The organism is Segeticoccus rhizosphaerae (assembly GCF_005222685.1).
GTDB lineage: Bacteria > Actinomycetota > Actinomycetes > Actinomycetales > Dermatophilaceae > Segeticoccus > Segeticoccus rhizosphaerae.
The window spans coordinates 258,516-272,344 of record NZ_SWMA01000002.1; the positions used below are offsets into that span (position 1 = coordinate 258,516).

Consider the following 13,829-nt stretch of genomic DNA (forward strand, 5'->3'; position numbering starts at 1 on the left):
AAGACTTTGTCGACTATTTTTCAGCTTGAGGGTCCTCCGCCGCGAACAACGCGGCGAGCTGCCGGGGACCGGCCTGCACGGCGGTCCGCTGCAGGTGGGCGTGGACGGCACGCAGGCCGCCCTCCTCCTCGCCACCACCGGCGCGTCCCGGCCCGCCGTGCATCAGCTGGGGCATGGGTATGCCGTGTCCGGTGCTCTCGCCCGCGTCGTCCCGGTCCAGGACCAGCAGCCGGCCGTGGAAGGGCGCGGCGCCGAGGACGACGTCCCTCACGAAACCGGCGTCGTGGGAGACCACCGATCCGACCAGCGAGCCCTCGCCACGGGCGATCAGGTCGAGCAGCTGGGGCGTGTCGCGGTAGGGCAGCAGGGTGCTCACCGGTCCGAAAGCCTCGACCTCGTGCGGCTCGGGCCGGTCGGCGTCGGTGACCTCCACGAGCAGCGGCGCGAGGAAGGCACCGGCCTCGGCGTCCGCCCCCACCACGTCGACGCGATGGGGATCGCCGTGGACGAGACGACCCGCCGACGCGAGGACCCCGGCAGCGGCTCGGACGTCATCGCGCTGCTCGAGGCCGACCAGCGCGCCCATGGTGACGCCCTCGGCGCCCGGTGCACCGACGACGACCTTCGAGAGCCGCTCGGACGCGGCCTCGGCAACAGCCGTAAGCTGCTCGGCGGGCACGAGGGCACGCCGGATCGCAGTGCACTTCTGGCCTGCCTTGACGGTCATCTCGCGCACGAGTTCCTTGACGAACAGGTCGAACTCGGGTGTGCCAGGTGTGGCGTCAGGGCCCAGCACCGAGCAGTTGAGCGAGTCGGCCTCGGCGTTGAACCGGGCCGACCGGCTCGTCACCGCGGCATGGCTGCGCAACAGGGCGGCGGTGTGCGCCGAGCCGGTGAACCCGACGTGGTCCTGGCCTCCGAGCAGGTCGAAGAAGTCGCCGAGCGACCCGCACACGAGCTGCAGAGCGCCTTCGGGCAGCACCCCCGCCTCGTCGAGGATCCGGACGGCTCGGGCCGCGACGTAGGCGGTCGGGGTGGCCGGCTTGACGACGGTCGGGACACCGGCGAGCAACGCCGGCGCCAGCTTCTCGAGCATCCCCCAGACCGGGAAGTTGAACGCGTTGATCTGCAACGCCAGCCCGTGCGGGGAGGTCAGGACGTGCTGACCGGCGAAGGTGCCGTTCTTGCCCAGCGGCTCGGGCGGCCCCTCGACGATGACGTGGCCCGCGGGCAGTCCCTTGCGGCCCAGGCTGGAGTAGACGAAGGTCGTGCCGATCCCCCCGTCGACGTCGACAGCGGAGTCACGGCGGGTGGAACCGGCCCGCGCGGACAGCTCGTAGAGCTCCTCCTTGCGCTCGTCCAACATTGCCGCCACCTGCTTGAGCACAGCGGCCCGCTGGCCGAAGTCGAGGGCGCGCAACGCCGGGCCGCCGACCTCCCGCGCATATCGGGCCACCTCGGCCAGGTCGAGTCCGTCGCTGGTCACGCGGACGACCTCGTCGCCGGTGACCGCGTCGCGCACCACCGTGCCGTCGCCCGAGCCGCCCTGCCAGCGCCCCGCGACCCAGCTCTCGAGCACCTCGGTCGTCATCAGCTGATCCCTTCGTCGAGCACGTCTGTCCCGGTCATGTCAGTCCTCCGTTGGCGTCGACGACCGCGCCGGTGATCCATCCGGAGTCCTCGGCGCACAGCGTCATCACCGCGGCGGCGATGTCCTCTGGCGTCCCCAGTCTGCGCATGGCGTTCGAGCCCGCCAGGACCTCGATGGCCCTCGGCGACGTGCCCTCGCGGAGGGTGTCGGTGTCCGTTGCCCCGGGTCGTATGACGTTGACGGTCACCCCTCGCCCCCCGACCTCCTTGGCCGCGACGCGGGCCGCGGCCTCGACGCCGGCTTTCGCCGCGGCATACGTGCTCTGCCGTTTGGGCGCCATGGAGGCGGCGGCGCTCGAGAGCATGACCACCCGGCCACCGTCGACGACCCGCCGGGCCGACTCGCGCAACGCGAGCAGGGCGGAGCGGAGGTTGAGGGCGAGCGCCTCGTCGATCAGCTGCTCGGTGAGATCGGTGATCCGCGGGTAGCCCCATCCGCCGACGCAGTGGACGACCACGCGCAGCTCGCCGAGCTCTTCCGCCGCGTCGAAGGCGGCGACGACGCCTGCCTCGGTGGTGGCGTCGGACTGCACGAGCTGAGCCGTGCCACCGGCACCGGTCAGCTCCTCGACCAGGGCCTTGGCGCGATCGGCCTTCTCGTGGAAACCGACCGTCACCGCGTGGTCGACGACCAGGCGCCGGCTCACCGCCGCGCCGATGCCGCCTCCTCCGCCGAGCACCAGTGCACTGGGCACGCTCATGAGCAACTCACTTCCATCGTCGACGACGCCGTGAGTCCAATACTCTACAGTCTTCCAGCGAGACGTCAATGAGTTGTCGAATGATGACTCACGCAGGTCCGCCTCCAGCACCCCCGCCTCTCCCGTAGTTGCAGGGGAATCGCGTCACGGGTGACGCGATTCCCCAGCAGCTACGGGTGTGGGCGAGAGGGGGCTTCAGTGGCCGACCGACGGGAAGCGCTCCTCGATCGCCGCGAGGTTGCGGTCCACGACGACCTGCGCCGCCACCCGCGGCGTGGTCCCGTGCGTGTCCGCCTGGTCGAGCATCTCGTCCACCAGGCGCCGCATCGAGGTGCGCACCTTGGCGTCGGACTCGGACGCGTCGGCCGCGATGTCACCGAAGAGCGTCCACCACCACCAGGCGTTGGTCGCCGAGTTGGCCACGAAGTCGGGGATCACTTCCACGCCCCGGCCGCGGAGGGCCGCCTCCGCCTCGGGCAGGGTGGGCATGTTCGCCGCCTCGACGACGGAGCGAGCGCGGACGCGAGCCTGGTTGTCCGGCGTGATGCAGTAGGACACGGCCGCCGGGACGAGCACGTCGCAGTCGAGGCCCAGCCATTCGTCCGCGGACACGACTCGGTCACGCGACGACAGCTGCCCGCGGTCGATCCCGCCGAGGGGATCACGACTGAGGAGAAGGCGCTCGACGTCCAGGCCGTCGGGGTTGACCACGGTGCCGCGCACGTCCGCGAGGCCGACGACGGTGACTCCCGCCTGCGCCAGGTAACGAGCGGTCGCGCCGCCCATGGAGCCGAAGCCCTGGACCACGGCTCGAGACCGCGCCGGGTCCGCACCGCGGTACTCCAGTGCCGTGAGGGCCGACTCGGCGACCCCGAGCCCGCCGACCAGCTCGGGCAGGCTGACACCGTCGACCACGATGCCGAAGGCCGCGGCCAGCCGCTGGCGCGCCTCGTCGGGGTCGTCCAGCAAGGGGTAGATGGCCTGGATCGAGCTGGTCAGGCCGGCCTCCACGACCGCCTTGTCGATGTCGTCCTGCCGCAGACCGAGGTCCTCCCCCGTGGTCCAGTGATGGTCGATGATCGCCCGCATCGCATCGAGGAACCGCACCAGCATGGCGTGGGCGCCGGGGTCCTCGGGGTCACAGTCGATCCCACCCTTGGCGCCGCCGAGGGGCACGTACTTGTTGCTCGGGAGGTAGTGCAGCGACTCCTTGCGCGTCATCCCGGCCGCGAGCCCCTGCACCTCCGCCAGCGTGCAGCCGGCTCGCATGCGCAGCCCCCCACTGGCGACACCGCGGACCAGCCGGTCGATGACCACGTGGCCCTGCCGACCGGTCAACGGGTCGGTCCAGGTGACCTGCAGGTGGGGCGCGCGATGCACGTCGGCGGCGATGCTGGTTGGTGGCGTGCCGGTCATGACGGGCCTCCTGAGCGCAGAGTCAGATTCTCATTACTGAATGACGATGCAGTAAAAGGCCGGCTGGTGTCAAGCGAGGATGCCCGCCGCAGCGGTTCCGCGGCAGCCCGGAGCAGTCCGGGGGCAGTCCGGGGAAGCTCGGCGGCCTCAGGGAGTGGCGAGCACGGAGGGGTCCAGGTCCAGCTCGGTCGCGACGGCCCGCATCGTCCACTCGGTGAGCTCCTCCGGGCTGACCAGGCCCCGGTGCACGATCGCCTGCACGGCGAGCCCGTCGAGCAGCGCGGTGATCCGCCATGCAGCGCCCCGGGGGTCGGCGGTGACGAACTCCCCCGCCCCCACGCCCTCCTGGATCGTCGCCGTCAAGGACTCCTTCCACACCAGGTCGATCTCCCGGCCCACCTGACGCAGCGCCGGATCCCGCAGCCCCGCCGCCCAGTTCTCGATCCACAGCCGCCAACCCTTGGCACTCCCCGTCGGGGCGTACCACTTCAGGGCGGCGACCAACCGGTCGCGCGCGGACGTCATACCGTCGGTCATGCTCGCGAGCCGCGCCAGGTCCTGCTGCGCCGCCCACCGCAGGGACTCGGCGATGAGGGCGTCCTTGGTCTGGAAGTGGTAGACGACGAGCGCCGGGCTGACCCCCAGCGCCGCCGCCACGTCCGCGACCCGCAGCAGGGCTGTCCCCCGCTGCTCGATCACGTTCGCCGTGGCCCGCAGGATCTCCTCCCGCCGGACTCCCGCGTCCTTGCGCCGTCTCGCCACGGCATGAGCGTAGGTCACACCCACACCGGCCGCGCACCGCAACGACCCCCGGCCCTGCCGGATGTCTTGACAGCGCCACTCGAGGGCCTCACCATGGATCGATACTGACTGGCCAGTCAGTTACTGGATCGATGCGCCGCCGGGAGTGCCCCCGTGACTTCCCCCCGAGACCTCCCGCAGGACCTGCACGCCTTCACCGACCCGACCTCCGTCGCCGTCGTGGGCGCGTCGGACAACCCCGCGAAGTGGGGGTACTGGCTGGCCACCGGAGCCCTGGAGGGCGCCGGGCGGCGCACCGTGCACCTGGTCAACCGGTCCGCAGCGACCGTGCTGGGCACCTCCTGCGCCCCCGACCTGGCCTCTCTCCCCGAAGCGCCCGAGCTGGTCGCGCTCTGCGTGCCCGCCGCCCAGGTCGGGTGCGTCGTGGAGGACGGAATGGCCCTGGGGGTCCGGGGATTCCTCGGCATCACCGCCGGCATCCCCGACGAGTCGGGCCTCGCAGCGCGCATCCGGGGGGCCGGCGCGCGGCTGCTCGGCGGCAACAGCCTCGGCCTGTATGACGCGGACAGCCACCTGCGGCTCGCCTGGGGCCACTTCTCACCCGGCCCCCTCGCGATCGTGACGCAGAGCGGGCAGCTCGGCTCCGAGTTGGTGATCCGCTGCGCCCGGGGCGGGATCGGCATCTCGAGGTTCGTCTCGATCGGCAACCAGAGCGACATCGGCGCCACCGAGTTGCTCGCCGACCTGGCCACCCACCGGTCGACACGGCTCGTCGCGCTCTACCTCGAGAGCTTCTCCGACGGCGAGGCGCTCTTCGGGGCGCTCCGACGGCTTCGTGCGGCCGGCAAGCCGACCCTCCTGCTCACCATCGGTGGCAGCAGGGCGAGCGCCCGGGTGGCGCGCTCGCACACCGGGTCGCTCACCTCGACCACCGACGTGGTCGAGGCGGCCTGCCGCGCCGCCGGCGTGCTGCGCGTGCGGACCCCCAGCGAGCTGGTGGACGTGGCACGGGGGTACCTCGCCGTCGGCACGCGGTCGGGGCGCCGCGTGGCGATCGTCGGCGACAGCGGTGGCCAGTGCGGGGTCGCGGCCGACGTCGCGAGCGCTGGTGGCCTGTCGGTGCCCGACCTGGGCGCGGCCGCCATCGCGAGGCTCGGGTCCAGGCTCCCGGCGGGAGCTGCGCGCGACAACCCGGTCGACCTTGCCGGTCGCGGGGAGGCGGACCTCACCACCTACGCAACGGTCCTGGACGACGTCCTCGCCGATCCCGGGATCGACACTGCTGTCCTCACCGGCTACTTCGGCCGCTACGGCACGGACAACCCGGCGCTGACCAGCCACGAGCTCGGGGTCGCGGACCGCATCGCGGCCACGGCGCGCAGCCGCGACAAGACGGTCGTCGTCCACACCATGGCTCCGGACGGGGCGGTCGCCGAGGCGCTGTGGCGTCAGGGTGTGCCCGCGACCGGCCGCATCGAGGACGCGGTGCGGATGGTCTCGGGCCTGGCGGCACTGAGCTGCGAGCTGCCCGGGACGACGGATCTCCCTCTGCCGGCTGATGAGCCACCGATCCGCCCCGGTTACTGGGCGGCCCGCGAGCTCCTGCGGTCGGTCGGGGTCGCCATGCCGCCGGCCCGGCTCGCGCGCACACCCGACCAGGTGCGCGAGGCCGCCTCCCGACTCACCCCGCCGTTCGTCCTCAAGGCCGGGTGGATCGAGCACAAGAGCGAGGCGGACGCGGTGCTGCTCGGCCTCCGCGACGAGGAGGCGCTGCTCGCGGCGTTCGCGTCGATGCGGGCCCGGCTCGGCGAGGGCGACTACGTGGTGGAGCGGCAGGACACCCGGCCCGGCTGCGTGGAGATGCTCGTCGGCGCCCGCAGGGACCGGGCTCTCGGTCCGGTCGTCGTGGTCGGCCTGGGCGGCACCGAGACCGAGGTCTGGCAGGACACCGCGATCGAGTGCGCTCCGGTGCCCAGCGGCACCGCGGAAGCCATGGTCGCCCGCCTGCGCTGCGCGCCCCTGCTGGCCGGCTGGCGAGGCCGCCCGCCGGTCGACACCGTCCATCTGGCCCGGCTCGTCGTCGCCTTGTCGCAGCTGATCGCGGCTCGGCCGGACCTCGCCGAGATCGAGCTGAACCCGGTCCGTGTCGGGCCCCACGGCGCGCTCCCGGTCGACGCGCTCGTCATACCAACCCACGACAGCCAGCTTCGCCGTGACAGCCGGCTTCACCCTGACAGCCAAGACAGCCGATTCAGCCAAGACAGCTACGCCCCAGACAGTGAGGACGTCACAGCATGAGCACCACCGCATGGCCCCTGACCGACGAGCAGACCCAGATCGTCGCGCTCTGCAAGGAGTTCGCCGAGAGGGAGATCCGGCCCCGCGGCCGGGAGGTCGACGAGGCCGACGTCGTCACTCCGGTCGACATCTTCGCCAAGGCCGCGAAGGTCGGGATCACCGACTTCATGATCCCGGAGGCCTACGGCGGTGGCGGGTTCACCGACGTCTTCACCCAGTGCCTCGTCCAGGAGGAGCTGTGCTGGGGCGACCCGGGGATCGGCAACCTGGTCTGCTCGGGCGGGTTCTTCGCCGACCCGATCCTGGCCCTCGGCACCGAGGACCAGAAGCGGCGCTGGCTCACCCCCCTCACGGGGCCGGACGCCCCGTTGACCGCGCTCGCGACCACCGAGCCGGGTGCGGGTTCGGACGCCGCGTCGATCGTCACGACCGCGACCCGGGTGGACGACGGCTACCTCCTCACCGGCCAGAAGGCATGGATCTCCAACGCGGGCGCGGCCGAGCTCTACGTCATCTTCGCCAAAACGGATGCGGGCCTGCGGTCGGGCGGGGTCTCGGCGTTCCTGGTGCGGAAGGACGCCGCCGGTATGACGTTCGGCCAACCGATGCGCAAAATGGGCCAGCGTGCGATCGTCTGCCGGGAGGTCTTCCTGGACGAGGTCTTCGTGCCCGAGTCCGACCGGCTCGGCGAGGAGGGCCAGGGCTTCTACGGGCTGATGAGCACCTTCGACATCTCCCGTGTCGTCCTGGGCGCCGCCGCGGTGGGGGCTGCCCGCGCGGCCTACGAGTACGCCCTCGACTACGCCCGCACCCGGAAGCAGTTCGGGCGCCTCATCATCGAGCACCAGGCCGTCGCGTTCCGGCTCGCCGACATGGCAACCCGGATCGAGGCGGCGCGGCTGCTGGTGCACCATGCCGCCCGGGTGATCGACGAGGGCGGGTCGGCGACCGGCCTCGCCGCGATGGCCAAGCTCACGGCCTCGGAGACGGCGATGTTCGTGACCCATGCAGCCGTGCAGACCCTCGGCGGCTGGGGCTACTCGCGTGAGTACCCCGTCGAGCAGTGGATGCGTGACGTCAAGCTCGAGGAGATCGAGGAGGGGACCTCCGACATCATGCGTCTGGTCATCTCGCGCAACCTGTCCTGAACCACTAGACACCATTCGACGAAGGAGCATGATGACCCAGCTCAACGGAGGGGCAGCGCTCGTCGCCGCACTCGAGATCCACGGCGTGGACACGGTGTTCGGCATCCCCGGCACCCACAACCTGTCGGCGTTCGCCGCGCTCGCGAGCTCGCGGATCCAGTGTGTCCTCACCCGCCACGAGCAAGGAGCCGGCTACGCCGCCGACGGATACGCCCGGGTCTCCGGCAAACCGGGGGTGTGCCTCACCACGACGGGGCCTGCGATCCTCAACGCGGCAGCGGCAGCCGCGCAGGCGTGGTCCGACTCGGTGCCCGTGCTGTTCGTCTCCCCCGGTATGCCGACCGGTCACCCGGGTCGCGGCAACGGGGAGCTGCACGAGGTCAAGGACCAGCAGGCCGCGCTCGAGGCGCTGGTCGCCTACAGCCACCGCGTCCGGAGCGTCGAGGAGATCCCGGGCGCCGTCGCCCAGGCCTTCGCCGCCATGCGGACGGGACGGCCACGGCCCGTGCACCTGGAGATCCCGCTCGACCTGCTCGAGGCCAGCGCCGAGGTGCGGCTGGTGGACCCGATCGAGCCGGCCGTGGCCTCGGCGCGCCCGGAAGCGGTGGGCGCCGCGGCCCGGCGGTTGCGTGGCGCACAGCGCCCGACGCTCGTCGTCGGTGGCGGTGCCCGAAGCGCCGCGGGGCAGGTGCGTCGGGTCGCGGAGCGCCTGGACGCGCCTGTGGTGACGACCGCGAACGGCAAGGGCGTACTGGACGAGACGCACCCGCTCTCCGTCGGAGCAGGTCTGCACCACCCGTCGGTCCGGTCGCTGCTGGAGCACTCCGACGTGGTGCTGGCAGTCGGCACCGAGCTGGCTCCCTCCGACCTGTGGAACGGCCCGATGGTGCTGGACGACAAGCTGGTTCGCGTGGACATCGATGCCGTCTCGATCACCACGAACGGCAATCCCTCGATGCGGGTGGTGGGCGATGCCGCGGTCGTGCTCGACCAGCTGCTCACGGCGCTCGGCGGCGAGGACTCCGACACCGCGTCCGGTGACGATGCGGGACGGGCTGCCGCGGCGCGCGCCGGTCTGAGGGCGGATGCCGCGGTCGAGGGAGAGCCGTGGCGCGACATCGTCGAGGGGCTCTCCTCGGTCGTGGGCGACGACACCGTGATCGCGGGCGACAGCACCATGTCCTGCTACTACGGGGTACTGAGCGGCGTGCGGGTGCGCCGGCCCGCCGGCTTCCTCTACCCGACGGGGGGCGGCACCCTCGGCTTCGGCCTCCCCGCCGCCATCGGGGCGGCGCTGGCGCCGGGTCGTCCCCGCGTCCTGGCGCTGCTCGGGGACGGCGGCGCGATGTTCACCCTGCCCGAGCTGGCCACGGCCGCCGCACTCGGGCTGTCCCTGCCGATCGTGGTCGTCGACAACGGCGGCTACGGCGAGATCCGCAACGAGATGGCCGATCGCGGCGACCCGATCGAGGCGGTGCGGCTCGGCGGCGTCGATTTTGCTGCGGCCGCGCGGGCACTCGGGTGCCATGGTCTCGCCATCCGCTCCGCGGCCGAGCTCGCACCGGCCGTCGAAAAGGCGTTCGCGGCGGATCGACCGACCCTCTTGCACATCACGGAAAACAGTCGCGCGACGCAGGACGGAGTCGTGTGAAAGTCACATGATGGGTCGGGCCAGGCCCAGCGCCTCCCTTCAGAGGATGAGCTGCGCGCCCCCCCCCCCGCAAATCACGCGGAAGCAACGATATTTCCCACTTGCCGCCCATATCCTTGACTCCGAACGCGAAGCAGGCGACTGTTTCTTCAACTGCTCGGTCCGTTGACCCTGGGAAGGAACCCCACGACATGACCTTCAAGCGCACTCTCGGACTCGTGAGCGCGGTGGCCATGGCCACGGCGCTCGCCGCCTGCGGCTCCGGCGACAACTCCGGATCCGGCTCCGGTTCTTCTGGCGGTTCGAGCGGCGACTACGGCAACTGCAAGGTCACCAGCAAGGCCAACAGCATCAAGATCACGCCCGCCGTGGCCGACACGCTGACGGTGGAGACGACCCTGCCGGCCCAGGGGTGGTGGAACGGCACCACGGCCGACTCGATCAAGGACGGCTACGAGTACTGCATGGCCGCCAACCTGGCCAACATGGCGGGCCTGTCCAAACTGGACATCAAGAACGTGTCGTTCGACCAGTTGGTCGCCGGTCACACCAACAAGTTCGACCTCGCGCTCGCGGAGATCTCGATCACCCCGGAGCGCGCCAAGGTGGTGGACTTCTCCACTCCGTACTACGACTCCAACATCGGCGTGCTGACCAAGAAGGGCGCTGGCATCACCGCGGACAACATCAAGAGCAAGCGGTGCGCTGCCTACTCCGGAACCACCTCGGTGCCCTTCTTGAAGGACAAACTGAAGTGCAAGACGCAGAACATCTACCCCGACTCGCAGACGCTGTACCAGAGCGTCCTGTCCGGTCAGTCAGATGTCGCGCTGTTGGACACAGCCATTGTGCTGGCCGAGGCGAAGCAGACTGGGGACAAGCTCGAGGTGGCCGGACAGTACAAGACCGGTGAGCACTACGGCGCGATCTACCCCAAGGGCTCCAAGAACGAGAAGGAGTTCGACAAGGGCATCCAGACCATGGTCAAGGACGGCACCCTGAAGGAGCTGTCCAAGACCTACCTCGGCCCGGCATTCGGTGGCGACCCCACGTCGGTGCCGGTGTGGCAGGTCAAGTGAGTCCTCACGAACCGACGCAGGTCTGGTGTGCTCGATGAGCACACCAGACCTCGTCGAGGTAGAGACGCTCCCGGCGCCGCCGCCGAGCCAGCCCCAACGCGTCACGGGTGTGGCCGTCACTGCCCTGGTCGTCGACGTGGTCGGCATCGCCCTGATGGTGTTTGCCGGCTTGCTGCTACGCGATTACAACCACGGCGGCATCTTCTCGACCATCGTGGCCATCATCTTGGTGCTGGGCTCGCTCTATCCGCTCTGGCCGACGATCCAGGGGTTCCGGGGCGGGGCCAAGCGCAACCGGTTGCTCCACAACGACGAGCTGGTGGCGGCGCGCCGAGCCTCCGCTCGTGGCCGCGAGGACGCCACGATCGGCCTTGGCTACGGCGCTGCCGCCATCATCGTCGCCGGTCTACTCCTGTTGGGATTGACCAACTCCGGCGCAGTCGCAGAGACCTTCTTCCGCACGGACGCGTGGCATCAGTCCTTCGGTGAAGCGATCCAGGCCTTCTGGATCAACATCTGGGTGGCTGTCGTCTCCTTCGTGCTGGTGCTGATCTTCGGACTGATCCTGGCCATCATGCGCATGTTGCCCGGCCGCGCCGGCGCACCCCTGCGGCTCATCGCCACGGTGTATTGCGACGTCTTCCGAGCGGTTCCGGCGATCGTCACGGTCTTGCTCGTGGTCTTTGGCCTTCCCTTGGCCTTCACCTTCACTCAGAGGTGGAACCCCGCCTTCATGGGTGTCGTGGCGCTGACCTTGACCTATTCCGCCTACGTGGCCGAGGTCTACCGTGCAGGTCTGGCCTCCATCCACCCCAGCCAGAGCGCCGCTGCCCGGTCTCTCGGTCTCAGCTACGCGCAGACGTTGCGAGCGGTGCTGGTGCCACAAGCCGTGCGGCGGATGGTCCCGCCGTTGATGAATGACTTCATCAGTTTGCAAAAGGACACGGCGCTGCTGTCGATCGCAGCCATTCCGGAAGTCCTGTTGGTCACCAAACTCTGGGAGAGCAAGCTGTTCAACCTCTCACCTGTCACCTTGGCGGCAGTGTTCTTCATCGTCATCACGATCCCGCAGGCACGCTTCGTCGACCACCTGATCAACCGTGACGCCGCCAAGCGGGCAGGGGGCTGAGGCCATGTCATTCCTGGAGATCGAGGACGTCCGCAAGTCGTTCGGCCACAACGAGGTCCTCAAGGGCGTCACGCTCAATGTCGAGCGGCACGAAGTGGTCTGCCTGATCGGGGCCTCCGGCTCGGGCAAGTCCACCCTGCTGCGCTGCGTCAACCAGCTCGAGCAGGTCAACGGCGGTGAGATCCACATCGACGGTGACACCGTCACCGGAGCCGGGGTCGACCTCAACAAGCTGCGACGCGACGTCGGCATCGTGTTCCAGAGCTACAACCTGTTCCCCCACATGTCCGTGCTCGAGAATGTCATGCTCGCCCCCACCCGGGTGGTCGGCATCTCGAAGGAGGAGGCCAAGGAGAAGGCGATGACCCTCCTGACCTCGGTCGGGATGCAGGACAAGTCGAGCGCCTATCCGGACATGCTCTCCGGCGGGCAGCAGCAGCGCGTCGCCATCGTGCGCGCGCTGGCGATGGAACCGCGGGTGATGCTGCTCGACGAGATCACCGCAGCGCTCGACCCGGAGCTCGTCGGTGACGTGCTCGAGATCGTCCGGGAGCTCGCCCACGGCGGACTCACCATGCTCTTGGCCACGCACGAAATGGGATTCGCCAGGGAAGTCGCCAGCCAGGTGTGCTTCCTCGACAGCGGTTCGATCTGCGAGAACGGTCCGCCCGAGCAGATCTTCGACAACCCGACGGAACCGCGCACCCAGCAGTTCCTCAGCCGGGTGGTGAAGTCCGGCCGCCTGTAGTCACGACAACGGAAAACGCCTTGGGGCACGCGCTGAGCGCGTGCCCCAAGGCGTTTCCTGACGCGGCCCGGTCAGCCGTGGAAGATCGGGTCACCACCCGACGTGACCCGGATGTAGTTGCCGAAGGCGATGGGGGGGAAGTCGCCCACGGAGTAGATCCCGTAGAACTGCTCGGTGATCCGGTTGCCCGCCACCACCGTGTGGACGTTCTTGGGCGCGTCGGCCCCCGGCGGGACCTCGGCCCCCGGGTTGGCGAACACGATGACGCCCGCGGTGTCGGGGGCCTCCTGGGCACCCCAGTTGTTGGCCCTGAGAGTGTTGCCGAGCACCGCCACGTTCCTGGTGGAGGAGTTGAACGCCTCGGCGTTGACGATGACTCCTCCCTCGAAGGAGTTGGTCACCTTGTTGCCCACGACGCTGACGTCACTGACCCATGAGTTCGGCAGATCGGCCGCCACGACGATACCGGCCACGTCCGGCCCCGACTCGGACATCGTTCCCGTCCCGATGATCCGGTTCCCGGCCAGGAACAGGTGGGACAGGTGACCGCCGAAGTTCTGGGTGGCGGCGACGAGGCCACAGCCCCCGTAGTTGGCCGACATCGTGTTGCCGACGACCCGGTCGTGGGTAGAGGCCCTCAGCGGGGCCGACGGGTTCTGGTTGATCGTGCCGGGGTTGTTCGCTCCGGTGTCCATGACGCCGATCCCGCCGCGTCCGTTGTCGGTCACCCGGTTGTTCTCGACGGTGGACCAGGAGACGCCGAACAGGCTGATGCCGAACGACTGCCCGACATACGAGTGGAGGCCGCTGCCCGGTAGCGCAGGCGCGGAGCTGTCGAGAGTGTGGAACCCGTTGTCGTGGATCCGGGAGTTCTTGATGGTCAGGTATGACGTGTCGTAGGCCAGGATCCCCTGGAAGTTCGCCCCGGTGACCACCACGTCGTTGACGGTGACGTGCTGCACGCCCGGCCCGACGAAGATCCCGATGTCACAGCCCGTGGCGTCGACTCGCCGATTCGCCAGGTACTGGTGGGAGTGTGCCACGACAGCGGCGCTCAACCCCGAGTTGTCCACATTGGGCGTACAGTTCGGCGCTGCCTGCGCGGCGCCCGCCCCGACGACACCGATCGCTCCCAGCAGCGCGGTCGAGACCGCCACCGCTCCCACTAGTACAGGCTTCCACTGACGGGTCATGCGACACGCTTCTCTCCAGATCAGGCGGCGGCCACCGCACGCTGACAGGCATCG

Annotated in this window: 11 protein-coding genes; 6 read left to right on the plus strand and 5 right to left on the minus strand. The window is 69.9% G+C overall.

The genetic code is table 11. The features are described from left to right. Positions 1–13: 13 nt before the first annotated feature. The 4 genes from paaZ to FCN22_RS02715 all read right to left on the minus strand — a co-directional run bounded on the left by paaZ (position 14) and on the right by FCN22_RS02715 (position 4,529). Positions 14–1,591 (minus strand): phenylacetic acid degradation bifunctional protein PaaZ, encoded by a 1,578-nt coding sequence (paaZ, locus tag FCN22_RS02700; RefSeq protein WP_137119980.1) that lies wholly within the window; start codon positions 1,589–1,591, stop codon positions 14–16. 34 nt (positions 1,592–1,625) lie between these two features. Beyond that, complete coding sequence (locus tag FCN22_RS02705) at positions 1,626–2,351, minus strand: SDR family oxidoreductase (RefSeq protein WP_137119981.1); 726 nt, start codon at positions 2,349–2,351, stop codon at positions 1,626–1,628. 195 nt (positions 2,352–2,546) lie between these two features. Continuing rightward, the gene (locus FCN22_RS02710; RefSeq protein ID WP_137119982.1) at positions 2,547–3,767 is read right to left on the minus strand and encodes a Glu/Leu/Phe/Val dehydrogenase dimerization domain-containing protein; all 1,221 of its coding nucleotides are present in this window, start codon (positions 3,765–3,767) and stop codon (positions 2,547–2,549) included. 147 nt (positions 3,768–3,914) lie between these two features. Then, complete coding sequence (locus FCN22_RS02715) at positions 3,915–4,529, minus strand: TetR/AcrR family transcriptional regulator (protein WP_137119983.1); 615 nt, start codon at positions 4,527–4,529, stop codon at positions 3,915–3,917. Positions 4,530–4,682: 153 nt separating this feature from the next. Between FCN22_RS02715 and FCN22_RS02720 the strand changes: the two genes are divergently transcribed. The 6 genes from FCN22_RS02720 to FCN22_RS02745 all read left to right on the plus strand — a co-directional run bounded on the left by FCN22_RS02720 (position 4,683) and on the right by FCN22_RS02745 (position 12,582). Further along, positions 4,683–6,827 carry an acetate--CoA ligase family protein gene (locus FCN22_RS02720; RefSeq protein ID WP_137119984.1) on the plus strand — a complete coding sequence of 715 codons (2,145 nt, stop codon included), beginning with the start codon at positions 4,683–4,685 and terminating at the stop codon, positions 6,825–6,827. After that, positions 6,824–7,975 (plus strand): acyl-CoA dehydrogenase family protein, encoded by a 1,152-nt coding sequence (locus FCN22_RS02725; protein ID WP_137119985.1) that lies wholly within the window; start codon positions 6,824–6,826, stop codon positions 7,973–7,975. The genes FCN22_RS02720 and FCN22_RS02725 overlap by 4 nt, the downstream gene beginning before the upstream one ends. A gap of 31 nt (positions 7,976–8,006) precedes the next feature. Next, complete coding sequence (locus tag FCN22_RS02730; RefSeq protein WP_137119986.1) at positions 8,007–9,626, plus strand: thiamine pyrophosphate-binding protein; 1,620 nt, start codon at positions 8,007–8,009, stop codon at positions 9,624–9,626. 191 nt (positions 9,627–9,817) lie between these two features. Beyond that, positions 9,818–10,705 (plus strand): ABC transporter substrate-binding protein, encoded by an 888-nt coding sequence (locus FCN22_RS02735; RefSeq protein ID WP_137119987.1) that lies wholly within the window; start codon positions 9,818–9,820, stop codon positions 10,703–10,705. Between the two features lie 136 nt (positions 10,706–10,841). Beyond that, entirely contained in the window at positions 10,842–11,834 is a 993-nt protein-coding gene (locus FCN22_RS02740) for an amino acid ABC transporter permease (RefSeq protein ID WP_162308114.1), read from the plus strand. A gap of 4 nt (positions 11,835–11,838) precedes the next feature. Then, entirely contained in the window at positions 11,839–12,582 is a 744-nt protein-coding gene (locus FCN22_RS02745) for an amino acid ABC transporter ATP-binding protein (protein WP_137119989.1), read from the plus strand. Positions 12,583–12,653: 71 nt separating this feature from the next. Here FCN22_RS02745 and FCN22_RS02750 read toward each other — a convergent pair whose 3' ends face one another. Further along, positions 12,654–13,739: a right-handed parallel beta-helix repeat-containing protein gene (locus FCN22_RS02750; protein WP_162308115.1), complete on the minus strand. Its 1,086-nt coding sequence runs from the start codon at positions 13,737–13,739 to the stop codon at positions 12,654–12,656. Positions 13,740–13,829 lie beyond the last annotated feature (90 nt).

Coding starts and splice junctions, on each gene's coding strand:
- paaZ (WP_137119980.1), bottom strand. CDS start 1,591: ATGACGACCGAGGTGCTCGAGAGCTGGGTCGCGGGGCGCTGGCAGGGC.
- FCN22_RS02710 (WP_137119982.1), bottom strand. CDS start 3,767: ATGACCGGCACGCCACCAACCAGCATCGCCGCCGACGTGCATCGCGCG.
- FCN22_RS02735 (WP_137119987.1), top strand. CDS start 9,818: ATGACCTTCAAGCGCACTCTCGGACTCGTGAGCGCGGTGGCCATGGCC.
- FCN22_RS02745 (WP_137119989.1), top strand. CDS start 11,839: ATGTCATTCCTGGAGATCGAGGACGTCCGCAAGTCGTTCGGCCACAAC.
- FCN22_RS02730 (WP_137119986.1), top strand. CDS start 8,007: ATGACCCAGCTCAACGGAGGGGCAGCGCTCGTCGCCGCACTCGAGATC.
- FCN22_RS02705 (WP_137119981.1), bottom strand. CDS start 2,351: ATGAGCGTGCCCAGTGCACTGGTGCTCGGCGGAGGAGGCGGCATCGGC.
- FCN22_RS02725 (WP_137119985.1), top strand. CDS start 6,824: ATGAGCACCACCGCATGGCCCCTGACCGACGAGCAGACCCAGATCGTC.